Source organism: Mesorhizobium sp. M0522, assembly GCF_040321085.1.
GTDB lineage: Bacteria > Pseudomonadota > Alphaproteobacteria > Rhizobiales > Rhizobiaceae > Mesorhizobium.
In genome coordinates, this window is record NZ_JAMYQW010000030.1 from 58,403 (window position 1) to 79,670 (window position 21,268).

At 60.3% G+C, this 21,268-nt stretch carries 22 protein-coding genes; 8 read left to right on the forward strand and 14 right to left on the reverse strand.

The features are described 5' to 3' along the window. Positions 1-76 precede the first annotated feature (76 nt). Complete coding sequence (locus NKI58_RS26175; protein ID WP_352596209.1) at positions 77-769, forward strand: class I SAM-dependent methyltransferase; 693 nt, start codon at positions 77-79, stop codon at positions 767-769. A 277-nt stretch (positions 770-1,046) separates the two neighbouring features. Then, positions 1,047-1,808, forward strand: coding sequence for a DUF4336 domain-containing protein (locus tag NKI58_RS26180; protein ID WP_352596206.1), 762 nt, complete (start codon positions 1,047-1,049; stop codon positions 1,806-1,808). Positions 1,809-2,063: 255 nt separating this feature from the next. Here the strand turns inward: NKI58_RS26180 and NKI58_RS26185 are convergent, their stop codons facing one another. From NKI58_RS26185 to NKI58_RS26195, 3 genes are all read right to left on the reverse strand, one after another. After that, positions 2,064-2,903, reverse strand: coding sequence for a class I SAM-dependent methyltransferase (locus NKI58_RS26185; RefSeq protein ID WP_352595469.1), 840 nt, complete (start codon positions 2,901-2,903; stop codon positions 2,064-2,066). A gap of 263 nt (positions 2,904-3,166) precedes the next feature. Continuing rightward, positions 3,167-3,754 carry an AAA family ATPase gene (locus NKI58_RS26190; RefSeq protein ID WP_352595474.1) on the reverse strand — a complete coding sequence of 196 codons (588 nt, stop codon included), beginning with the start codon at positions 3,752-3,754 and terminating at the stop codon, positions 3,167-3,169. 256 nt (positions 3,755-4,010) lie between these two features. Beyond that, positions 4,011-4,721, reverse strand: a complete 711-nt coding sequence (locus NKI58_RS26195) for a LysR family transcriptional regulator (RefSeq protein ID WP_352595466.1) — start codon at positions 4,719-4,721, stop codon at positions 4,011-4,013. Between the two features lie 363 nt (positions 4,722-5,084). Here NKI58_RS26195 and NKI58_RS26200 point away from each other — a divergent pair, with 363 nt between their 5' ends. Then, on the forward strand, positions 5,085-6,044 hold the full coding sequence (locus tag NKI58_RS26200) for a GHMP family kinase ATP-binding protein (protein ID WP_352853911.1): 960 nt from the start codon (positions 5,085-5,087) through the stop codon (positions 6,042-6,044). After that, the gene (locus tag NKI58_RS26205; protein WP_352595463.1) at positions 6,041-7,087 is read left to right on the forward strand and encodes a cysteine synthase family protein; all 1,047 of its coding nucleotides are present in this window, start codon (positions 6,041-6,043) and stop codon (positions 7,085-7,087) included. The genes NKI58_RS26200 and NKI58_RS26205 overlap by 4 nt, the downstream gene beginning before the upstream one ends. Positions 7,088-7,130: 43 nt before the next feature. Here the strand turns inward: NKI58_RS26205 and NKI58_RS26210 are convergent, their stop codons facing one another. The 6 genes from NKI58_RS26210 to NKI58_RS26235 all read right to left on the reverse strand — a co-directional run bounded on the left by NKI58_RS26210 (position 7,131) and on the right by NKI58_RS26235 (position 12,778). Beyond that, positions 7,131-7,862 carry an amino acid ABC transporter ATP-binding protein gene (locus NKI58_RS26210; protein WP_352595461.1) on the reverse strand — a complete coding sequence of 244 codons (732 nt, stop codon included), beginning with the start codon at positions 7,860-7,862 and terminating at the stop codon, positions 7,131-7,133. Then, positions 7,859-8,515 carry an amino acid ABC transporter permease gene (locus NKI58_RS26215; RefSeq protein ID WP_352853907.1) on the reverse strand — a complete coding sequence of 219 codons (657 nt, stop codon included), beginning with the start codon at positions 8,513-8,515 and terminating at the stop codon, positions 7,859-7,861. Before NKI58_RS26215 ends, NKI58_RS26210 begins: the two co-directional genes overlap by 4 nt. A gap of 107 nt (positions 8,516-8,622) precedes the next feature. Further along, complete coding sequence (locus tag NKI58_RS26220) at positions 8,623-9,369, reverse strand: ABC transporter substrate-binding protein (protein ID WP_352595456.1); 747 nt, start codon at positions 9,367-9,369, stop codon at positions 8,623-8,625. A gap of 163 nt (positions 9,370-9,532) precedes the next feature. Continuing rightward, positions 9,533-10,825 carry a threonine synthase gene (locus tag NKI58_RS26225; protein WP_352595453.1) on the reverse strand — a complete coding sequence of 431 codons (1,293 nt, stop codon included), beginning with the start codon at positions 10,823-10,825 and terminating at the stop codon, positions 9,533-9,535. Further along, entirely contained in the window at positions 10,822-12,015 is a 1,194-nt protein-coding gene (locus NKI58_RS26230; RefSeq protein ID WP_352625029.1) for a M24 family metallopeptidase, read from the reverse strand. The genes NKI58_RS26225 and NKI58_RS26230 overlap by 4 nt, the downstream gene beginning before the upstream one ends. Then, entirely contained in the window at positions 12,005-12,778 is a 774-nt protein-coding gene (locus tag NKI58_RS26235; RefSeq protein WP_352595448.1) for an IclR family transcriptional regulator, read from the reverse strand. Before NKI58_RS26235 ends, NKI58_RS26230 begins: the two co-directional genes overlap by 11 nt. A 146-nt stretch (positions 12,779-12,924) precedes the next feature. Here NKI58_RS26235 and NKI58_RS26240 point away from each other — a divergent pair, with 146 nt between their 5' ends. Next, on the forward strand, positions 12,925-13,185 hold the full coding sequence (locus NKI58_RS26240; RefSeq protein WP_352595445.1) for a helix-turn-helix domain-containing protein: 261 nt from the start codon (positions 12,925-12,927) through the stop codon (positions 13,183-13,185). A gap of 27 nt (positions 13,186-13,212) precedes the next feature. Here NKI58_RS26240 and NKI58_RS26245 read toward each other — a convergent pair whose 3' ends face one another. Next, positions 13,213-13,428, reverse strand: coding sequence for a helix-turn-helix domain-containing protein (locus NKI58_RS26245; protein WP_352595442.1), 216 nt, complete (start codon positions 13,426-13,428; stop codon positions 13,213-13,215). Positions 13,429-13,555: 127 nt separating this feature from the next. On the opposite strand from NKI58_RS26245, the gene NKI58_RS26250 reads away from it, so the two are divergent. Both NKI58_RS26250 and NKI58_RS26255 read left to right on the forward strand, forming a co-directional pair. Next, on the forward strand, positions 13,556-14,305 hold the full coding sequence (locus NKI58_RS26250; protein WP_352595439.1) for an autoinducer binding domain-containing protein: 750 nt from the start codon (positions 13,556-13,558) through the stop codon (positions 14,303-14,305). Beyond that, positions 14,268-15,011: an acyl-homoserine-lactone synthase gene (locus NKI58_RS26255; RefSeq protein ID WP_352595437.1), complete on the forward strand. Its 744-nt coding sequence runs from the start codon at positions 14,268-14,270 to the stop codon at positions 15,009-15,011. The genes NKI58_RS26250 and NKI58_RS26255 overlap by 38 nt, the downstream gene beginning before the upstream one ends. Before the next feature lie 196 nt (positions 15,012-15,207). Here NKI58_RS26255 and NKI58_RS26260 read toward each other — a convergent pair whose 3' ends face one another. After that, positions 15,208-15,681, reverse strand: coding sequence for an Lrp/AsnC family transcriptional regulator (locus NKI58_RS26260; RefSeq protein ID WP_352595435.1), 474 nt, complete (start codon positions 15,679-15,681; stop codon positions 15,208-15,210). A 129-nt stretch (positions 15,682-15,810) separates the two neighbouring features. On the opposite strand from NKI58_RS26260, the gene NKI58_RS26265 reads away from it, so the two are divergent. Beyond that, positions 15,811-18,201: a thiamine pyrophosphate-binding protein gene (locus NKI58_RS26265; RefSeq protein ID WP_352625027.1), complete on the forward strand. Its 2,391-nt coding sequence runs from the start codon at positions 15,811-15,813 to the stop codon at positions 18,199-18,201. Between the two features lie 102 nt (positions 18,202-18,303). Here the strand turns inward: NKI58_RS26265 and NKI58_RS26270 are convergent, their stop codons facing one another. From NKI58_RS26270 to NKI58_RS26280, 3 genes are read right to left on the reverse strand one after another with little or no spacing between them, the layout of a single operon-like run. Continuing rightward, entirely contained in the window at positions 18,304-19,056 is a 753-nt protein-coding gene (locus NKI58_RS26270) for an ATP-binding cassette domain-containing protein (RefSeq protein ID WP_352458022.1), read from the reverse strand. A 9-nt stretch (positions 19,057-19,065) separates the two neighbouring features. Further along, positions 19,066-20,265, reverse strand: a complete 1,200-nt coding sequence (locus NKI58_RS26275; RefSeq protein ID WP_352595431.1) for an alanine racemase — start codon at positions 20,263-20,265, stop codon at positions 19,066-19,068. Positions 20,266-20,277: 12 nt separating this feature from the next. Next, positions 20,278-21,252 (reverse strand): ABC transporter permease, encoded by a 975-nt coding sequence (locus tag NKI58_RS26280; RefSeq protein ID WP_352595430.1) that lies wholly within the window; start codon positions 21,250-21,252, stop codon positions 20,278-20,280. Between the last annotated feature and the right edge of the window lie 16 nt (positions 21,253-21,268).

Sequence of the window (21,268 nt, forward strand, 5' to 3'; positions counted from 1 at the left end):
GCCAATCGAATAACGTCCGAAGATCTGAGCGCAGCGCTTTTTCTGGCATGCGAAATGTTCGTCGTGAGGCGGGGCCATGAAGTCCGACCAGGAATTATTCGCGAAAGGTCTCGCAACATACCAGAAGGTTGTCGCGGCGAATTACATGGCGCACAGCGAGGTCTACGAAATGCTGCGCCAAGTTCTGCTAGATGAGGCTTCCGACGGCTTCGTGTTCGCCGATCTGGCCTGCGGCACTGCTCCTGGTTCGGCAGCCGCACTGGCCGGCAACAACGTCGCACGCTACATCGGCATCGACATATCCCAACCGTCGCTCGACGTGGCGAAGGAAGCGCTTGCCCCTCTCACCTGTCCGGTCGAACTGCGTTGCGGGGATTTCGTCGTGGCGATCGATTCCTGGAAGGGCCCGCTCGACGTGGTTTGGATTGGCCAGTCCCTGCACCACCTCCTTGCGCAGGATAAGGTGGCCCTTATGCGCAAAATCCACAGCCTGCTGCCACCAGGTGGTCTTTTCTTGATCTGGGAGCCGACGTGCCTCGAGGGCGAGGACCGCGAGGGATGGATGAAGCGATTTCATCATATGCGGCCGGATTGGGCAGCGATCTCCGACGAGGAGTTCGCCGCCTTCGAGAGCCACAGTCGAACGTCCGACTATGCCGAGACGGCCGCGACTTGGATTGGCATGGCCCGGGATGCTGGCTTCAGCACTGCGAACGAACTCATGACGGTGCCGAACAAACTGGCACGCGTCTACCGTTTCCGTCACTAGTTTCGACAAAACCGGTGCATTTGGACCTCGGCATTGCAGCACTTGAAGGCGAGTTCCGTTCCTCGAGGTCCGGAATTGAGCGCATGGAGGATCGGTGATGATTGAAACGGATCACCTGACCAGTCGCCCGACTATGTCCCCTTCGTGACCCAAACCGGTCATTGCCGCTGCACGGCGGCAACGTCGCTAGAAGGATAGGGAGCGGACCTTCAGGTCAGACGCATTGCATCGCCAGTGCAACAGCCAGATAATCTTCGCCTTGCGCCGAGCTGATGAAATGGAATGGGCTGTGGGTGCGTCCCTTTACGAGCCGGTGAACGTCTACAAACCTCAGGGACCCTATATTGGTGTCGTTGACGGTCCGTTTGAGTATCTGACGGTAGCAGGAACAAAACTTCCGCTGCCATTCACCACTCGGATGACGGTGGTGCGCCTATCGAACGGCGATCTGTTCCTTCATTCGCCCATTAAGTTTGCTTTGACGGTGGCCAAAGAGTTACGGAACTTGGGCAGAATTCGCCATCTCGTTTCACCCAACCAGTTTCACTACGCTCATATCGGTGAGTGGTCGAAGGCTTTCCCTGAGGCAATAACATGGGCATCGCCCAGAGTCCGGCAAAGAGCACGCGCACGGCACGCGGATGTGACGTTCGCACGAGATTTGGAGGCCGATCCTCCGGAGGAGTGGCGGCGGGACATGGATCAGACACTGTTTCCCGGTGGCTACTTCAAAGAGTTCATATTCTTCCACCAAGCTTCAAAGACGCTGATCCTTACAGACACGATCATCAATCTCGAATTGGACATGATCGATGAGCCTTGGCGCACGATGGCCAAGCTGACTCGGATGGCTCACCCGCACGGGCGGACCTTCTTTGGCATGCGGCTGCCAATTCTCTTCAATCGGCGGAAAGCACAGGCAGTAATATGCAAACTCCAGTCGTGGCAGCCGCGGCGGGTGATTCTCAGTCACGGCCGCTGCTTTGATGCGAATGAGGACGAGATTGTCCGTAGAATATTCGGAAAGTCGGGTTGGTGACGCAGTGGCTTTGGGAGGCCAAATGTCCATTTTGGGTCGGCTCCGGCGCTCGGCCTCGATCGCTTCAACGACCGCTCCTGTGATGCCTGCTCGTCCCGCTCGACGAGACAGACGGCAGAGAACCACCCAACCAAGCCGTTTGACCCGCACTGGCGGCTGCTGAGTAGGCGAAGTCCGCATCGCCTCGATCGCGCCAAGAGCGGACATGCGCCTTAGTCTTTCGTGAGAGGCAGCCGCCCAGTGTCATGACTAGCTCTAGGCGTGCGACCAGGCGCCTACTTCCGAACGGCTCACGATGACGCTACCCGCCTCGATTTCGCGCTGCATCCGCTGTCCCAAAGTTTCAATATCGACCTCAGCGGCCGTCGCAACGCCCCGGCTCTGGATATCCGGCAGCATCGTGACAATGAGTTCGGCGGTCTGGTGTGACCAGTCGAAGCCGCCATTGGTTCCCCCAACAACCGCCTCCATACGCATTGAGGGCGCGGTCAATCCAGCCGCGCGGAATGCCGCATCGAGCTTGATACCCATATTGGTCTCGATACCGCTGCGCCGGAACGTCTCGACGATCCATCGACAGCATTGGTCGTAGGTCGGCGCCGGCGGGCTGGATCGACAGCCGTCCCAATCCGGCTCATGGAAGACGATGGTCCCTCCAGGCCGGAGATGACGAGCGACGCCACGCAGCATGGCCACAGGATCGGCTTGAAACATCAAAATGTAGCGGCCGATCACGGCGTCGAACGGTCGGTCGAACGAGAGTGCCGCGGGATCGCCTTCACGGAAGCTGACGTTCTGGATCGGATGCGCCGCCGCACGCCGCTCCGCCGCCGCCAGGGCCGCTGGAGCCCGATCTGCGCCGATGACCTGACCTTCGCTGCCAACCATCTCGGAAACCAGGAATGTAACATCACCCGCGCCACAGCCCACGTCGAGCACGCGCATCCCGGGGCTCATGCCCGCAGAGAGCAAGATTCTTCGCGTGATCGGGTTAATGATGTCCGCCTGATGGCTGAGACGCCTGATCTCGCGATCGGAATGGACGAGAATATACGGGACGTGAACGTCGGCACCAGCGCCACCGGCGACTTCCATGGCCTGCCTCCCCTCATACGACTGTTCCCCAAATGGGGCATCGTGCTGGTCGACGACTATGCGCCGATGCGGCAGCCAGTCAACGAGACTCGCTGTCCACCTCAGCGCGAATGTCGCTTCAGGGTCACGACCCCCGGTTCCGCTAAAGGTCAGCTTTCGGGCCGCCAAATCGCCCCGGGAAGGGTCGGTTCGGGTCATCGGCGTGAATTCGCCCTCGACGAACGAACTTCCGCTCGGGGTCGACTCAAGCCGTAGCGCGAAGGTCAGGTTTGGAGAAGCGCCGGGAATGGCAGCTCCTGGCGCTCCTTGCCCGTTCGGCTGGACAAAACAAACAGCCGCTGTCCACCTCTGAGCGGCAGTTTAGTTGGGTGCCAAGCGTTAGATTTTGGCAGGAAGCGGCCGGCTTTGCGACCGCCACGCCGACCGCGGTCGATCAGCCCGCGCAGTTTCTGGAACAGGTTCGGTAGCCGGTGGACCTCGTCGAGGATAACCAGCTTGTCCTGATGCTCGGCCAAATAAAGCTCCGGCTGGGCAAGCCGTGCGCGGTCGGCGTCCGACTCGAGGTCAAGGTAGATCGAAGGACGCCGTTCGGCTATTTCCGGCGCCAGGGTTGTCTGCCGACCTGAAGCGGCCCGAGCAGCGCAACAGCGGGCATGCTGTCCAGCGTCTCGGTGAGTTCTATGCTGATGCGGCGTCCAATTATCCTTGCAATTATGGAGTATAGTTCCAGTTTTGCAAGGAAACCGGCAGCCCAGCCGTGCAAGACGCGCAGAGCCAAGGGCTTGAAAGCGCCGACGTCTTCGTTGTGAGATTGGCCCGGAACCGATCCCGCCGATGCTGACCCGGTTCATCACAATAAACAGAGCATTCGCCAAGGCACGACGGACTCTGAAACCGGGTGACTGTTCGGGTCATGCCGGTCGGATGACTGTCAGCACGAATACCGATCGCGCAGGAAAGAGATGAAGGTCGGCAGGGCAGGATTAGCGTTGTCGGATCGCCAACGGGCTAAACTGGAGATCTGAATTGGTTTGCCCCCGATCCGCAGCTTACGACAGATCGCATCTTTAAGAACCCTGTCGGCATCTCGGTCGTGGATCAGAGCGACTACAAGCCCGTTTCCGACGAGGCGCAAAAGATGCCTGCACTGACGTGATATTTGAGGATTGGAGGACGCTGCACGCTGCGTCCAACAGCGTCGGCGAGCAGAAATGCTTCGCCCCTGCGTACCAGCAGCGTTTCCTGGTGCAACTCGTGCCACTCGATCACGGAACGGCTGGCGAGAGAATGATTTGAAGCAAGAACGACAGCCAGAGTGTCTTTCCACAGCGTCAATTCGAACGCGCTGCCGGTAAACCGGGAGGAGGAGGTCACGACCACGTCGACCTGGGTGGCACCCAGAGCAGCCTCAGGCGAAGGGTAAGGACTCTCTGTCAAGCTGACGGTCACATTGGGATGAGATTGCCCGAACTCGATGATTGCATCCAAGGCCCGCCCGGCGCGGATGATCCCGTTGGAACCGATGGAAAGCTTTTGTTGGTCATCTCTGGTGCCGGACCTGGCCAGAGTGAGCGTGTTGTCGAGCTCGAGCAGCACGGAGCGCAGACGCTCCAGGAAGCGCTCGCCGGCCGGGGTTGGGCCGACGCCGCGGGCATGGCGATGAAATATCCTCGTACCCACCGCGTATTCCAGATCGCGGATGCGCCTGCTGAGCGCGGAGTGATCGATCCCTGTGCGTCGCGAGGCGCGAAGGAAGCTGCCCTCCTCCGCGACCACAAGTGCATAATTGAGGGTCGCAAGTTGGATGGAGCTCCGCATCTCTGCTCAAAGTCAAGTTGGCGACAAAACGCGTTTGAGCGCTTTTGGCCGCTGCGGGCTATCGCCAAATCTCACTATTGACACAGGGTGAGCAGTCCAACCCTCCTTACAAGAACAATAATGAAGACACGTGCATGGCGCGCTCGTTTTGGACGGTTGTCCGCATGGCCAACCGCGCTCGGTGAGTGCTGCTGTGTCTAGTCCATTATTGGGCGCCCCAATTGGTGGGGTCGATCTTGCCCGTATCTTTGCATGATGCGCTTGCCTTGCCACTACCAAGATTTGGCGAGTGACAGCATGGATCAGTCATAAGCATCATCTGTCAATTCCAGGTGAGGAGATGACGTGGTGACAAAGACGAGGATGACGAGATCTGGCCATCGGACAAGCTCGGACAACAACGAGGCTATCAGGCTGCCTCTGGCGGTAGGAGTCGGACGAGCGCACGCCCATCATGGGGAATTCCTCCAAGGCGTCTTTGAAGGGGAAAACGGAAGGCTTTGTCGCGGACTCGTAACCCTGCCGCTCACGTCGCAAGAGTCGCTAGCGACTTTCTGGCCGCATGAACAAACTGGGATTCGACCGCGGCCTGCAAACCGGACCAAAGCGGCTCGCGCGGCGGCCCTCACGCTCGCGCATATCGGAATAGCTGAAGGAGGTGGAGAACTTACGATCGAAAGCCCTATTATGATAGGGCATGGCTACGGTTCCTCGACCGCAGACGTCATTGCTGCGATTCGTGCGGTGGCAGCTGCAGCGGGCCTCACGCTGCGCCAGTCCACGATTGCGCGACTGGCGGTGGCCGCGGAAGGCGCAAGCGATGCCATTGCCTACGGCGACCAACCCCTTCTCTTCGCCCAGCGGGAAGGCCGTACGATCGAACACTTCGGTGGCGAATTCCCGCCCCTTCTCTTGGTAGGTCTCAGGGACGGCAGTGCCCGGCCGATCGATACGCTAACCATGCCGCGGGCACGCTACGATGGTGAGGAAATCGGGCTGTTCCGTGTTCTGCGGGGACTGGCGAACCGCTCCATCCGGCAACAAGATCCCCGCCTGCTTGGACGTGTCGCAACCATCAGCGCCAGTATCAGTCAGAGGCATCTGCCGAAGGCATCCTTCAATACCGTTTTGGATATAGCACGGGCGCATGACGCGTGCGGTGTGCAGGTGGCGCATAGCGGAACATTGATCGGCATCCTTCTGGACGCGGCTGCGCCCAGGGCGGCCATGCGCGCTGCTGAGCTGGCAAGGCAGGTGAGCGGCGCAGGCCTCCAAGGCGTCCATACGTTTGCCCTTAATGCCGAAACGGGGCCAATCCAGTGAGCGCGGCGCAAGACTATTTACGCGCCTATGAAACGCCGCGTTTTGCCCAACTCGCACCTAACCTCAACGCCGCCTGCTTTTCCCTCATGAAGCTGATCCCCGCCCGGTTCATGGTCGATCAGGCGGAAGCATCAGGACGCCTCAGGCAGGAAGGTCACATCATCGAAACGACGTCGGGCACATTCGGCCTAGCCATCGCAATGCTAGCTGCGGTTCGTGGCTACGCGCTTACACTTGTCACGGCCTCCAGCCTCATCGACCTGAAACTCAGGCGGCGACTGGAACAACTTGGTGCCAAAGTCATGGCCATCGACGATCCTCAAGGAGACGGCAATCAGCGCGGTCGGCTCCAGTATCTTCAGCAGACCCTGCAAGATAGCCCGGGCACGTATTGGCCTCGACAATACGACAGTCCGGAAAACCGCCTTGCCTACGCGCGCCTGGCCGACCTCGTTGTCCGATCATTCGGCCGTATCGATTGCCTCGTCGGCTGCGTGGGCACTGGGGGATCGCTTTGTGGAACCGGAGGCTTCCTTCGTGAGCTCTTTCCTGATCTCAGGATGATTGCTGTCGATACCCACAGAAGCATGCTCTTTGGCCAGCCTGTCGGACGTCGCATGCTGCGCGGGCTCGGCAACAGTGTTTTGCCGGAAAATGTTCGTCATGAGATGATCGACGATATTCATTGGGTGGGCGCATTGCCGGCTTACGCAATGGCGCATGGACTGTTTCGTGATCACGGGCTGTTCATGGGGCCGACCAGCGGCGCCGCAGCCTTGGTCGGCGCCTGGTTCGCCAGGCAAAATCCGGAAGCCTCCACCGTCGTGATAATGCCAGATGAAGGGCATCGTCATTCCGATACAGTCTACAACTCCGACTGGCTCGCCGGTTTGAAGGATTGGCCAATCTCAATTCCTCTTGAACCAACTGTTCTCACGCAAATTCGTCCGGCCGAAGAGACGGCGTGGACGAGATTCCCTTGGAACCGCAGAACTTTAAACGCCGTCCTCGCAGAGATGGATGGCTGGTTCCCTACGCAGTGACAGTTCCGAATTCAGGCAAGGCGACAAACCACATCGACCAGGGTCAGACAGGGTGCATGACCCGGTGAAGAAAATCCCTAGTGCGTTCGTGTTTGGGATATCGAAGGAGCTCCTTAGCCGGGCCTTGCTCAACGATCCGGCCGCCGTCGAGAAAGAGGACGCTATCGGAAACCTCTCGCGCGAACTGAATTTCGTGCGTAACCACGAGCATGGTCATGTTCTCGTCTGCGAGCGCGCGCATGACCTGCAGGACCTCGCCGACCGTTTCCGGGTCAAGTGCGGAGGTGGGTTCGTCGAAAAGAATGGCCTGTGGGCGCATCGCCAGGGCGCGGGCGATGGCCACGCGCTGCTGTTGGCCGCCCGACAATGAGGCGGGATAGGCATTCGTCTTGTCGGCTAAGCCGACGCGATTGAGCAATGCCATGGCCCGCTCGCGGACCTGGTTCCTATTTTCCTTCAGCACGTAGAGCGGCCCTTCCATGACGTTTTCCAGGGCGGTGCGGTGCGGAAACAGGTTGAAGCGTTGGAAAACCATGGAAACGCGGCTGCAGATGGCGTGAACCTGGGGCGAGGCGGCATCCACCACCGTCCCGTCGATGCTGATGCGACCGCGCTGATAGGTTTCAAGCCCGTTCACACATCGTAGAAGCGTCGATTTGCCGGAACCCGAGGGCCCGATCAGACATACGACCTGTCCCTTGGCGATCTCGGCGTTGATTCCCTTGAGGACTTCATGGGCGCCGAAGGACTTGTGCACGTCGTCGAAAGTGATCATCCCGCCGCCCCAAGATAGCTCTCGACTCTGTGCATAAACAGGTTCAGCGGAACCGTCAGGCACAGGTAAAGCAGTGCCACCAAGGTAAAAACTGTCATGTTGTCGAATGTGGACGACGCAAGCATCTTACCCTGCATGGTCAACTCCTGAACCGAAATCACCGATACAAGCGAGGAATCCTTCAGCAGCATGATCATGTTGTTGGCGTAAGGCGGCAGGATAATCTTGATTGCCTGCGGCAGCACGACGCGGCGCATCATCAACGGACGCTCCATCCCGATCGATTTTGCCGCTTCGACCTGACCCTTGTCGACCGCCTCGATGCCCGCGCGGAAGGTTTCCCCGAGATAGCAGGAGTGAGCCAGGCCCAGCCCGATCGTGCCAGCCTGGAGCGCAGTCAGGTTGATGCCGATCTCGGGCGCGACAAAGTAGATATAAAAGAGAACCACCAACAGTGGTATGCCGCGTACGAAGTCGACAAGGAGCCGCGTCGGCACGGCGAGACAGCGTATCCCCGATGTCCTGAACAACGCCCAGACAAGGCCGAGCGCCGTCGCAAGACACAGCGCAAGAAAGGTTATCACGACGGTCAGCCAAACGCCTTGAAGAAGAAGCGGTAGATATTCCGTTGCGTGGGCGATGAAATTGGTCATGGCCGGCTTCCTCTTGGCACGTTCCCCGGCTCTCACAGCCGGTCATTGCGATGCGATCCTATGGTCCTGCCAGCCGACGCTTGTTTCGAGCTCAATGCGGGATGGCTTCAGAGGCCATATTTGGCGAATATTCGGCTTAATTCGCCGCTTTCCTTCAGCTTGGTGATTGAGGCATTCACCTTTTCGAGAAGCAGCGGATTTTCCTTGGCGACCGCTAACGCGACTTCGCCTTGCTTCATCGGCCGATAGCCGTCGACGAGGCGAACTCCCAGTTCGGGGTTCTTTGAAAGCTGATATGCGACGATCGGGGCGTCACCAAAGCCGGCCTTGATGCGGCCCAGGACCACATCGCGCATCATGTCAGCGATTGAGTCGTAGAGCTTGACTTGACCGAAGACGCCAAGCGCTTCCAGGGCGTCGGCGTAGGTCGAGCCGATCTGCGCCCCCACGGTCTCACCTCTCAGCTCTTCGATCGTGTAGTTCTTGCTGTCGCTGGCAGCAACAAACATCGCCTCGCCATAGGCGTAAACCGGCGTGCTGAAATCGATCACCTGCTTGCGCTTGTCTGTTATGAACATGCTGGCGGAAATCAGATTGATCTTGTCGGTCGTCAATGCCGGGATCAGGGCTGGAAAAGCGTTTACCTGGAAGTCGGCGGTCGTACCAAGGTTCGCGGCAATCGCACTTGCCAGATCGACCATCGCGCCAGTCGGCTTTCGGGTTGCCGTGTCGATAAACGTGAACGGCACCCCGGTTGGCGTGACGCCGACCCTGAGGGTTTCCTCAGCCATCGCCTGAGTTGCCGTCGCGACGCCGAGGGCTGCGAGCCAGCCGATGAGTGTTTTGCGAAGCATGAAAATTCCCCTTTCATCATGTTTGAATCGAGATTCCGCTCGCTAAGCGAGTTGAATTTGCCTCTCGTGGATAGCTTTTGGAAGTCGCAATTCCGTCCAGTGGTGGACGAGATCATCAGTCGATCAGAAGTCGTATCTGTTCATGATCGTCTCTATCTTCTCTTCAGGACATCTTGGCCGCGCGTTGTTCATCAGAGGGCGTGAAATAGTCGCTGTCCTGGGCAAGGTGTTCCCACGCTTCGGCAACTGACCGAAACGATTGTTGTGCTTGGCCCGCGCCGGTCGAACGATCCAAATCCTTGAGGCCGCTCGCCGTCACGATGGCAACGACGCTGTCCGACCGCGCGATCGTGCCCTCGCATCTCAAGGATTCAATAGCTGCAAATGGCGTCACCGAGGCAAGCTCGGCAAACACTCCCTCCGTGGCCGCAAGCTGCTGCTGCATGGCTATCAGGCCGAAATTGCCGACCGGCATCGCCATGCCGCCGGATTCACGCAGCGCGTTGAGCGCCTGAAACGTGCTGCGTGTGGTGCCGATCGAGATGGCAAGCGTGTCGAAACCCGCGGGAACCTCGGCGACCAGATCGGCCTTGCCGGCAAGCGCCTTTGCCAAGGATCCGTGCACTTCCGCCGCCACGAGTCTCGGCAACCGATCGATCCTGCCTTGGCTGAGAAGATGCTTGAATCCCGCCCAGAGCCCGGCAAGCGCGTCGCCATAGCAAACAGGCACGGCGCACCAGTCCGGCACGGCTCCGTGCATCTGTTCGACGATCTCATAAGCCAAGGTCTTGTAGCCCTCGATCCCGACAGGATGACTGCCCACCACGGGGTTGTGAAACGGGGACGTCGCAAACCATCCGAGGCGCTCGGTACCAGCGGCAAGCAATGGCCAGCGATGGGACTTGTCGGCCAGGGATATGACGCTTGCGCCGTATTTGCGGATCTGCGCCAGCATTGCGCCGGCGGTGCCTGAGAATGTGACAACGACGCATTTCAGGCCCGCCCGTGCAGCATAGGCGGCAAGCGAGGCCCCGGCGTTGCCCGACGAAGCAGTCGCCACCACACGTGCGCCACTCAAACGTGCCATGGACACCGCCACGGTCGAGAAGCGGTCCTTGTGGGACCACGTAGGGTTTGCGCCCTCGTCCTTGATAAGAAGCTTGGGGACGCCGAGCTGCTTTCCCAGCCTCTCGGCGCTCAGCAGCGGCGTCAGGCCCTCGCCAAGGGAGATTGCATCGCCGAGCCCACAAGGAAGCGTGTCGGCATAGCGCCATAGCGAGGGCAGCGCGGCAACCGCTGCGGAAGCGGCCGACCTAGCTCCGGATGGATCGTAGACGACCTTAAGATTGGCTGGCGCTTCGGCGCAGCATATCGGGCAGCCGCGTGAGTCGATTTTGGTATCGATCGGGAACAAGGCGCCGCATCGAATACAGGAAAAACCTGCCGCGCGGCTCATAACGGAACCCGGGTGATTGCATCGTGCGTCTGCGTCAGCCGCTCCACTCCGCGCCGGCGAACAACCACCATGTCCTCCACCTGGAGTCCCCAGCGGCCGATTTCGTAGTAGGGGGTCTCCACGCACAGCACCATTCCTTCTTCAAGGACGTCTGTACTGCGCGCCGAGAGCGTCGGCGCATCGTAACCATCAAGGCCGATGCCATGGCCGACGTGATCGCGCTCGTAGTGGGCAATTCCTTCGCTCTGAACCACACGCACCACCGTCTCGAAGAGCTGTGCTGCCGGCATGCCGGGCCGGATAATATCGCAGGCATGCTGAACGCCGCGCAGCAGCGCCTGCTGTAGCCGATGCGCCTGCGGCGGCGGCTCGCCCAGCGTGGCGATGCGGGCAATGTCGGCGCGGTAGTGCCGAAACCGGCCACCGACGTCGAAGCGGATGATTTCTCCAGCGCCCAACTTGCGGTCGGACGGCTGGACGTTGATGAGCGCGCTGCGCTCGCCAAAGCCGATGCATCCCAGTACGGGCAGGGCGCCTTCCTCGACCGTCCTGACGTGAAAAGCGCGCGCCAGATCGGCTTCGGTGGCGCCTTCCTGAGCAAGGGCGAGGGCGGCTTGAATGGAGCGTTCGGCAATCTGGGCAACCTGGCCGAGCCGTTCGATTTCATCTGCCGTCTTTACGGCACGAACCTCGCGAAGCAGCGCCGTCGCTGGTAGGAACGACGCATTGGAAAAATGGGCTCTGAGGGTTTCCTGGTATCCTGGCGCGAGCCCCGCCTCGTCTATGCCTATCCGCCCGCGGCCGAGCCGGGCTTCTTCCAATGCCGCGATCAAAGCCGCAATTGCATCGCCATGCCTCGGCAGGTCGCGAAGCTGGAGGTGTCGTTCATTGGCGCGGTCCACGGTGGTCGAGGAACCGACATCGGCGTAAAAGTCGCCGTAGCGCCGCACCTTGCTAACCCAGACTTCCTGATCGGCAATGAGGTCGAGCGTGCTGGTGCTGGTGATGATTTCAGGCGTGCCCTTGTCCGGAGCCGGCCACATTACATAAGTCTGCGGACCACGACGAATCCATTGCGGCAGAGCCCAGAAGCCGCTCATATAGGTCACGTTTTCCGGTGTCGTGGCTATAACGGCATCAAGCCCGGCTGCCGACATGCATTGTTGCAGGCGGGCCTCGTTAAGCAGCATGGTGGGAATCCCGAGCCTGTTTTGCTTCCGGAAAGCCGAGGCCGGCAGAGATGCGCGCCGCAGCCGCCATTACTGCCTCTCCAGTCTCGCCGATCTCCACATGCGGCCCCACAGACCGGGGGTAGGCCACACTTATCGCCGCAATGATCATGCCTGATGCATCGCGAAGCGGTGCGCCGACAGCGATCAACCCGGTAAAGTTCTCGTCCAGGGAGGTTGTGTAGCCGATAGACTCGGAGGCTCTGATCTGAGCGATGAGCTTGTGCGGATCCGTGACGGTGCGTACGGCAACCTGCTCCAGCGGACCCCGTCCGAGAATTCCAACAACTGCATCGCCGCTCAGCTCCATCAGGAGTGCCTTACCCAGCGCGGTGGAGTGCAAGGGGAACATTTCGCCGGGTGACGAGCGAATGACGACCGGACTCTTGCTTTGCACGGTCAGGAGATAAATACCGCGATTGCCCCGCCTGATGCCCAGGAATGCATTGAGGCAACCTTCGGCGGCCAACGCCTGCAGTTCGATTTCTGCCAAACCAACCAGGCGATCTCTGTCCAGGACCTTCCGCGCCAGCGCGAGAACAGAGTGACCGAGCCGGTAGCGCCGCGAGTCTGGCGACTGCTCGACATAGCCCTGCTCTGCCAGGGTGTTCAGAATTCGCTGCACGGCGGGAGCACTCTGCTCAAGCCGGCGGGCGAGTTCGCGCACCCCGACCGCTTCGTCCGCTTCCTTGAGGACATTAAGAACCGCAAGGCCACGTTCCAACGAAAGATTTCCTGTCACTGGCGTTCCTTATTTCGGAATGGCGTTCCGCAATATGATGAGAAAAGCAGCAATGGCGGCGTCTGTCAATGACGAATGTTCACTATAGTGTGTCGTCCTAAAGTGTACGCAGCGACGACCATGCCCTCATGGACCTACGGGTGGTTGTCGGCTTGAACGTACAGAGGATTCGGCGCGCACAAGCCCTCTCTCAGGAGGAACTGTCGTTCCGTTCAGGGTTCACGCGCGCCTACCTGAGTGGTCTGGAGGCCGGCCGGCGCAACCCCACACTTCTGTCGCTTGCAAAGCTTGCCACTGCATTAAGCGTCGACATCGCGGAATTGACCAAACGGCCAGGCAAAGACGCCCCAGCTGTGGTGCAACGTGGGCGACGCAGCAGAAAATCCTGATCCTCCCGCGGCCTCTTAGCCGGTGGATTACGGCGAGTTGCGACGGACGAGCTGCTCCACGTCAACCTGCAATGCCAACGCCAGTACCTCCAAGGTATCGAGGGTCGGTGAGTTCTCCTCCCGCTCGAGCTTGCCGACATAGTTTCGATCAAGGCCGGCAAGGTCCGCGAGCTGTTCCTGCGACAAGCCGGTACCTTGGCGAAGCAACCTCAGATTGCGAGCAAAAACCGACCTAAGCCTCATGCTGCGAGGCAGTCAGAACGCGCCCTTTAGTGCCACCTACTATAGTAGTCAAACGTCATGCCGCATGTTGCGGTCGCGGCCAACTCATTTATTCTTTCTTTGTCTCAGTACATTGAAGGGGCGTGAAATGCCGGCAGTTCATGGGAGCGTCTTACAGCACCAGTTAGCGCAAATCTTTGAAGCAACCGCGCTGATTGATCGTGCAAGCAGCGTCGCCGAAATCATTCGGCAACTGCGCAAGAGCATCGAACGTCATGGCTATGCAGCCTGTCTCGTCACCGAATTGCCACGCCAGGACACCGGATCGCTGGATGGACACATCCTCGTCAACGGTTGGCCGGGGGAATGGTACGACCACTACATGGCTGCCGGGCACTATCGTCATGACCCTTGCGTTGCTTTGTGCCGTGGTGCGATCGGGCCGTTCCTTTGGAGGGACGTCCATCACGGCTTGACGAACGGCAATGCCAGGAGGGTGATGGATGAGGCAAAAGAATTTGGGCTTTGGGACGGGATCTGCATCCCAATCCAGGCTTCATTTGGCAATCCGGCCTGCGTAACGGTTGCCGGACGCGAAATTGATTTGGCGCCGACGGTGCGCTGCACCGTTCATGCGCTTGCGCGCCATGCCTACTCGGCTGCCGAACGACTCGTTGGCAGCTCGCTCGGGCGGCCGAGACAAAAGCTTTCCCAACGGGAGCGTGAAATCCTGCAGTGGGTCGCCGGCGGGAAGACCGCATGGGAGGTTTCCCGAATACTTGGCATTTCGGAAAACACCGTGACGACCCATCTGCGCAACATCAAGCAGAAGCTCAGCACCGCCAACGTCGTGCACGCCATTGTCGAGGCTTATCGCAGGCGCGAAATCGAACTTTGATCCATCCTCAGATCTGGGTATTTCATGGGCAATCGTCGCGTGGTCGGATGGGGTTCCATCTCGAGGAACCGCAATGATTCAGGTCCACGTTGTCGATGCGTCAAACAGCTTTGCCTATCGAGGGGATCTCGACAGTTACTTCCGCCTGCGACATGAAATCTATGTCGATGAACGTGGCTGGCACGAGTTGAGGCGCCCCAACAGTCGCGAGATCGACCCCTTTGATACACCAGAAGCGATTCATCTGCTCGGCATCCAGCCGGGAAGAGGTGTCGTTGCCGGATCCCGCCTGGTGCCGAGCCTCAGTCCGCATCTGATGAGCGAAATCTTTCCGCAACTTGCCGAAGGTGGCGTTCCACGCCGAGCCGATATCTATGAGTGGACGAGATTTTTCGTGGCCCGGGATTTTCGCGAGCCTGGTCGACCCTGCCAGGCCGCCGGCGTGATCTACTGCGGAATTCTGGAATTCTGCATTCAAAGAGGCATAGGCAATCTGACGATCGTCTGTGAGGACTACTGGTTCGACCGCTTGGCATCGATCGGCTGGTGCCCAAAGCAGCTTGGGTCTTCATTCAAGTGCGACGACATGACCATCATCGGCGTGATGGTCGACGTCGGCCCGTCTGCCTTGGCCGCGACGCGACAATTCTACCGCATAACCGACCCCGTGCTTTGGGCCGAAACGCCAATCAAGCGGCTGGCCTGACCGCGGCCGCCGTTGGGCGTTACGCCTCGAACGAACATGCTGCCTGGCAGACAAGTTGGTGGATGCCGGCGATGGTGCATCTACCTGTCAGCCGAAACGCTAATCGCAAAAACGGCCGCTCCAGTCACCACCGGGCGAAATCGGGCTGTTCGAAACCGGAGAATTTAAGCGATGGACTTGCCAACGTTTGGAAAAATCATGTCTCGACCGGCAGCCGGTTCGACCGCTTGATCTGCGCAAGCGCGAAGCTGGACTCGATCGAGGAGACGCCATCGAGCCGCGTCAGCTTTTCCTTCAGGAAGCGCTCATAGGCGTGCAGGTCGCGCACCACCACACGCAGCAGATAGTCGCGCTGGCCAGTCATCAGATAGCAATCGACCACCTCCGGCCAGCGCGCGATTGCCGCGTTGAACCGCTTCAGCTCGTTCTCGCGCTGGCGCTCAAGCTTGATCGAGGCAAACACCGAGATCGGCAGATCGACCATGTCCTGGTCGATCAGAGCGGCATAGCCGGTGATCACGCCCATATCCTCCATCAGCCGGACCCGGCGGGCGCAGGGGGAGGCCGAAAGGCCGACCCGCTCGGCAAGCTGCTGGGCCGTCATCCTGCCATCGACCTGCAGCGCAGCAATGATCTTTCGGTCGATACCGTCTAGTCGAGTTTTTGGCATGGAACGTTACTCCATTGGTCGATATTGCTGAAACCAGCTAACGCAGCTGCCATTCTCATGCAAGTTTAGCGACAATCGGTTCTTGCTCAGCCCTATGATTGCGACGATCGTAACCGAGAGTCTTGCAGCATGGACAAACAAAAACTGGAGGCACTTTCGGCGCTGGAGAAAAAGGTGCTCTGGCTGTCGACATGGATGATCCATAACGCCAATCACCTGCGCGAAAACACGGACGGCTTGAAGGTTGGCGGACACCAGGCGTCCTCGGCCTCGCTTGTGACGATCATGACCGCGCTTTATTTTTCGGTGCTGAGGCCGGACGACCGCATCGCGGTGAAGCCGCATGCTTCGCCAGTGTTTCACGCCATCCAGTATCTTCTGGGCAATCAGACCAGGGAGAAACTCGAAGGATTTCGCGCCTTCGGTGGCGCGCAAAGCTATCCGTCGCGGACCAAGGATGTCGACGACGTCGATTTCTCCACCGGTTCCGTAGGTCTCGGCGTCGCGCAGACGCTGTTTGCCTCGCTTGTGCAGGATTATCTCGGCGCTCGCGACCAAAATATGCCCGAGGGCCGCATGGTGGCGCTGCTCGGCGATGCCGAGATGGACGAAGGCAACATCTTCGAGGCGCTGCTCGAAGGCTGGAAACACGGCGTTCGCAATTGCTGGTGGATCGTTGACTACAATCGCCAGAGCCTCGATGCCGTTGTGCGCGAAGGCCTTTGGGAACGCTTCGAAAGCATCTTCAGGAATTTCGGCTGGGATGTGGTCATCCTGAAATACGGCAAGCTGCTCGAAGCCGCTTTTGCCGAGCCGGGCGGCGAGGCGCTGAGGGCCTGGATCGACGCCTGCCCGAACCAGCTTTATTCGGCGCTGACCTTTCAAGGCGGCGGCGCCTGGCGCAAGCGGCTGCTTGCCGACATGGGCGAAAAGCCGGGCCTGAAATCGCTTGTCGACCGGCGCTCCGATGCCGAACTCGCCGCGCTGATGACAAATCTCGGCGGCCACGACCTGCAGTGCCTGATCGAAGCTTTCGAGACGGCGCGCGGCAACGACCGGCCGACGTGCTTCATCGCTTATTCCATCAAGGGTTTCTGCCTGCCGCTGGCCGGCCACAAAGATAATCATGCCGGGCTGATGACCAAGGATCAGATGGCAGTCTTTCGCGCCTCGCTGTCGATCGGTGAGGGGCGGGAGTGGGATGCCTTCGAAGGCCTGGATATCGGCAAGGTTGATCTCACACGTTTCCTTGATGCTGTGCCTTTTGCCGCGAAAGGCCGGCGCCGCCGGCACGCCCAACGCATTCTCGTCCCCGATCGCCTCGGCCCGGAAGGCAAGGGCAGCGTCTCCACCCAGGTCGGATTCGGCAGGATCCTGGACGAGATTGCACGGGCCGGCGGGCCGCTTGCCGACGCTATCGTCACAACATCGCCCGATGTCACCGTTTCGACCAATCTCGGCCCCTGGGTCAACCGGCGCGGCCTGTTCGGGCGTCGCTCGCTTGCTGACACCTTCCGCAGCGAACGCATAGCATCGGCACAGAAATGGGAATTCGGCCCCTCCGGCCAGCACATCGAGCTTGGCATTGCCGAGAACAATTTGTTCATTCTGCTGTCGGCGCTCGGGCTGTCGCATTCGATTTTCGGCAAACGGCTGTTGCCGATCGGCACGCTCTACGATCCGTTCATCCAGCGCGGTCTCGATGCGCTCAACTATGCCTGCTACCAGGATGCACGCTTTCTCCTTGCAGCCACCCCGTCGGGCGTCACGCTGGCGCCGGAGGGTGGCGCGCACCAGTCGATCGCCACCCCGTTGATCGGCATGGCGCAGGACGGGCTTGCGGCTTACGAGCCGGCATTCGTCGATGAGTTGAGCGTCATCACGCGTTTTGCACTGGATTACATGCAGCGCGACGGCGAAGCCGTGCAATCGGAGCGCACCTGGCTGCGCGACCAGACCGGCGGCTCGGTCTATCTGCGGCTCTCGACGCGCCCGGTCGAGCAGATCATTCGTGCCATGGAGCCTGAGCTTGAGCAGGACATTGTCGACGGCGGCTATTGGCTGCGGCGTCCGGGTCCGAATCCCGAGGTGATCGTCGCCTATACAGGCGCCGTCGCGCCGGAAGCCATCGAGGCGGTCGGCATGATGGCGGAGGACCGTCGCGACGTCGGTCTTCTGGCCGTGACCTCGGCCGACAGGCTGAACGCAGGCTGGACGGCGGCAAGCCGTGCACGTGAGCGCGGCCTTGTTCATGCCAGGAGCCATGTCGAAAGGCTGTTCGCCGAGCTTCCGGCCCATTGTGCCATCGTCACCGTCGCCGACGGCCACCCGGCCGCGCTGGGCTGGCTGGGCTCAGTCTACGGCCATCGCACGCGCAGTCTCGGCGTCGAGCACTTTGGCCAGTCGGGGACAATCGGTGACCTTTACCGGCACTTCGGAATAGACGCCAATTCCATAGCGACAGCCGCCGACCGGATTGCTGGTGGGCGCCCCATCCGCTATCTGCGCGCGCTGGATTGATGCTGGCGACATTCTCTGGCCGGGGCCTCGTCGTGGATCTGAAGTCATGCCACTCGCTGCTCGGGTAACGCAATGTCTGAACGGCGCCTCTGTCGGACCGGGCTAGTGCTGAAGCCCGGTGATCATGGCGACAATCTCGTTCTTGTCGGTCTCGCTGGTCTTGCGCACGCCGATCTGTTTGCCACGTCTCAGAACACAGATCCGATCTGAGAGCCTGAACACCTGGTCGAGGCTGTGGCTGATGATCAGCACGCCGATATTGCGCTGCTTCAGCGACAGAACAATCGTCTCGACCTTGGCGGTCTCGGCAACGCCGAGCGCGGCGGTTGGCTCGTCGAGCAGGATCAGCTTGCTTGCCCAGTGCGTGGCGCGCGCGATCGCCACGCCCTGGCGCTGGCCGCCCGAAAGATCGCGGATGGTGGCGTGAGCCGATGGGATGCGAACGTCGAGATCCTTCACCAGCTTTTCGGTGTCGTCGATCATCCGGCGTCGGTCGAGCAGGCCGAAGCGGTTCACCGGCTCGCGGCCAAGAAACATGTTCATGTAGACGGTCTGCTGATCGGCGAGCGCCAGGTCCTGATAGACCACCTCAATGCCGTGTGCGCGCGCCATGGTGGCGCTCGACATTGCCACCGCCTGCCCCTCGATGATGATCGTCCCGGATGTCGGAGCATGGACCCCTGTCACGATCTTGACCAGCGTCGACTTGCCGGCACCGTTATCGCCGACCAACGCTACTATCTCGCCGGGATAGAGCTCGAGCGAGAAATTTTCGATGGCGGTGAGGCCGCCGAAATTCTTGCGGATGTCGCGCAGCTGCAAAACAGGGGGCGTGCCGGTCGTGGTCGCGTTCATCGCTTGCTCCTAGACAGGCCAGGCAGCGGTTTCGCCAAAACCGTTTTCGATCGTTTCGACTTGGGGCGCCCCCTTTGAGACACCGGAGATGCCGACCACGTAGGCGCGGGTCACGAACGCCTGGCCACGAAAGCCGAACACCGCCGTGTCGCCGGGGCGTGGAGCATTGGCGCCGCTAGCGTCAATCATTGCGTAATAGTCGATTGCCGCAGGCGGCGGCACCTCGACGCTTCTGAGCGCGGCGGCGGCCGTGGTCGGTTCTGCGGACACGATTGCCTTCACCTCGTAGTCCGGAAAGATCGGATCGATATAGAAGCCGCCACCCAGGCAGTAGGCTTTGCCGCCAGACAAATGCGAGACCTCGGTCAAATACAGAACGGCAGGGAGCTCCGGCAGATCCTCCATGACGTGCAGCGCGGTGGTGCCGGCCAAGCCATTGCCCGGTTCACATTGCGTGGCGCCGGCTTCGGCCAGCGCGCCAAGCAGGACACTCGACGTTGTGCCGGGCGCGTTCACCTCTATGTCGCTGCGGCCGGACTTGGCGAGCGCTTCGGCAGCTCTGCCCAGTGTCGCCAGATTGTGTGTCGGCAGGACCGTTCGCGTGGTCTGGTCGAACAACAGCGCCGGGAAGGTGGTGATACCAGCGAACCGTGCGCCGTCGAGACCATCCAGTTTTTCGGCGACCGCGGCGATATCGGCCGCCTCAAAACCACCTTCGTGGCCGCGGTAGAAAACGTCACCATCGGCGCGAATGCGGGCAAGTAGGTTTTGCGTGTACCCGGCGAGCCTTGCGCCGGCAGCGGCTTCTTCAGCCTTGGTGTCGTTGAAGACGGTCCAATAGTCCGGCCTGAATGTTTTGGCCGCCGCATTGGCCTCGTGCCTTGCGATCTGCTGCAGGTGGCCAAGATGACCGAGCCTCAGGCCGGCTCTGTGCGTTGCCCGCGCGCAGGCCATGTCGACGGCAACGGCCTGATCGATGCCGCCACGCTTGAGCGCATGGCAGAACGAACTGGCGCGGCCGACCTGCTTGGTCATCGCGAAAATCTTCAGGCCGAACCGGTCGGCCTCGCGCTTCAGAACCCGGCCGTTGCTTTCGACGGCATCGAGGTCGAGCACATAGGAATTAGCCGGCAGCTTTCCTTCCTGGTGCAGGCGCGTGGCGCTTTCTATAAAGCTCGGATTGCGGCGCCGCAGAACATCGAGGAACATGACAAAACTCCTTCAACGGGACTTTTCGCGCAGCGATACGGCGACGGCGGCAAGAATGATCAAGCCGCGCACGATCATCTGGTCGGAGACGGACAGGCCCATCAGGATGAGGCCGTTGTTCAGCATGCCCATCATAAGCGAGCCGACCAGCGCACCGACAATCGATCCCTTGCCGCCGTTAAGCAGGGTTCCGCCGACAATGACGGCCGCTATCACCGTCATAAGGTCGGTTTCGCCGAGCGTGTATTTCGCAGCCTGCAGCCGGCCGGCATAGAGCAGCCCGGCAAGGCCGGCGAGTCCGCCGCTTATGGTCAGAACGGCCAGCCTTATCTGCGCCACGCTGATGCCGGAAACACTGGCGGCACGGCTGTTGTCGCCGGTGGCCAGCACATGGGCGCCGAAGCGCGTCTCGCGAAAGATGAGATGCGCGATCGCAACGGCAATGACCGTCCACCAGATCAACGACGGAACACCCAGCAAAGAACCTGAGCCGAAGAAGCCGGTGAAGGCGTCGTTGGTGACCGGGATCGACCGCAAATCGGTCATCGAGCGAGATACCCCGGCAAACAACCCGAGCGTCGCCAGTGTTACCAGGAATGAAGGCAACTTAACGTAAGCCACGAGGGCGCCGTTGAGCAGGCCGATCAGCAGGCCGGCGCCGAGGCCGGCCAGCACCCCGGCCAACAAGCCGTAGGCGTTTATCGCCACCGCGGCGGCAAGGGCTGCCACGGCAACGATCGAACCTATCGAAAGATCAATCTCGCCCGCCGACATGACAAAGACGAGGCCGATCGCCATGATCGTCACGGGTGCCGTCTGCAGCACGATGTTCGACAGGTTGCGGACCGTCAGAAAACCGCTGTCCTTCAGTACGATCGCGAAGAACAGGAAGATCGTCAGAAATCCGAGATAGACGACATATTGCTGCAGGTTGAAGCGGCTGACCAAGCTCGCTGCCCGGCCGGGGCTGGTGTTGATACTCGACATTCTCACTTCCTCCGGC

Coding starts and splice junctions, on each gene's coding strand:
- NKI58_RS26275 (WP_352595431.1), bottom strand. CDS start 20,265: ATGTTCCTCGATGTTCTGCGGCGCCGCAATCCGAGCTTTATAGAAAGC.
- NKI58_RS26225 (WP_352595453.1), bottom strand. CDS start 10,825: ATGAGCCGCGCGGCAGGTTTTTCCTGTATTCGATGCGGCGCCTTGTTC.
- NKI58_RS26185 (WP_352595469.1), bottom strand. CDS start 2,903: ATGGAAGTCGCCGGTGGCGCTGGTGCCGACGTTCACGTCCCGTATATT.
- NKI58_RS26210 (WP_352595461.1), bottom strand. CDS start 7,862: ATGATCACTTTCGACGACGTGCACAAGTCCTTCGGCGCCCATGAAGTC.
- NKI58_RS26250 (WP_352595439.1), top strand. CDS start 13,556: ATGCCGGCAGTTCATGGGAGCGTCTTACAGCACCAGTTAGCGCAAATC.
- NKI58_RS26215 (WP_352853907.1), bottom strand. CDS start 8,515: ATGACCAATTTCATCGCCCACGCAACGGAATATCTACCGCTTCTTCTT.
- NKI58_RS26195 (WP_352595466.1), bottom strand. CDS start 4,721: ATGCGGAGCTCCATCCAACTTGCGACCCTCAATTATGCACTTGTGGTC.
- NKI58_RS26260 (WP_352595435.1), bottom strand. CDS start 15,681: ATGCCAAAAACTCGACTAGACGGTATCGACCGAAAGATCATTGCTGCG.
- NKI58_RS26270 (WP_352458022.1), bottom strand. CDS start 19,056: ATGAACGCGACCACGACCGGCACGCCCCCTGTTTTGCAGCTGCGCGAC.
- NKI58_RS26280 (WP_352595430.1), bottom strand. CDS start 21,252: ATGTCGAGTATCAACACCAGCCCCGGCCGGGCAGCGAGCTTGGTCAGC.
- NKI58_RS26230 (WP_352625029.1), bottom strand. CDS start 12,015: ATGCTGCTTAACGAGGCCCGCCTGCAACAATGCATGTCGGCAGCCGGG.
- NKI58_RS26200 (WP_352853911.1), top strand. CDS start 5,085: ATGACGAGATCTGGCCATCGGACAAGCTCGGACAACAACGAGGCTATC.
- NKI58_RS26190 (WP_352595474.1), bottom strand. CDS start 3,754: ATGAACCGGGTCAGCATCGGCGGGATCGGTTCCGGGCCAATCTCACAA.
- NKI58_RS26175 (WP_352596209.1), top strand. CDS start 77: ATGAAGTCCGACCAGGAATTATTCGCGAAAGGTCTCGCAACATACCAG.
- NKI58_RS26265 (WP_352625027.1), top strand. CDS start 15,811: ATGGACAAACAAAAACTGGAGGCACTTTCGGCGCTGGAGAAAAAGGTG.
- NKI58_RS26240 (WP_352595445.1), top strand. CDS start 12,925: ATGGACCTACGGGTGGTTGTCGGCTTGAACGTACAGAGGATTCGGCGC.
- NKI58_RS26245 (WP_352595442.1), bottom strand. CDS start 13,428: ATGAGGCTTAGGTCGGTTTTTGCTCGCAATCTGAGGTTGCTTCGCCAA.
- NKI58_RS26220 (WP_352595456.1), bottom strand. CDS start 9,369: ATGCTTCGCAAAACACTCATCGGCTGGCTCGCAGCCCTCGGCGTCGCG.
- NKI58_RS26180 (WP_352596206.1), top strand. CDS start 1,047: ATGGAATGGGCTGTGGGTGCGTCCCTTTACGAGCCGGTGAACGTCTAC.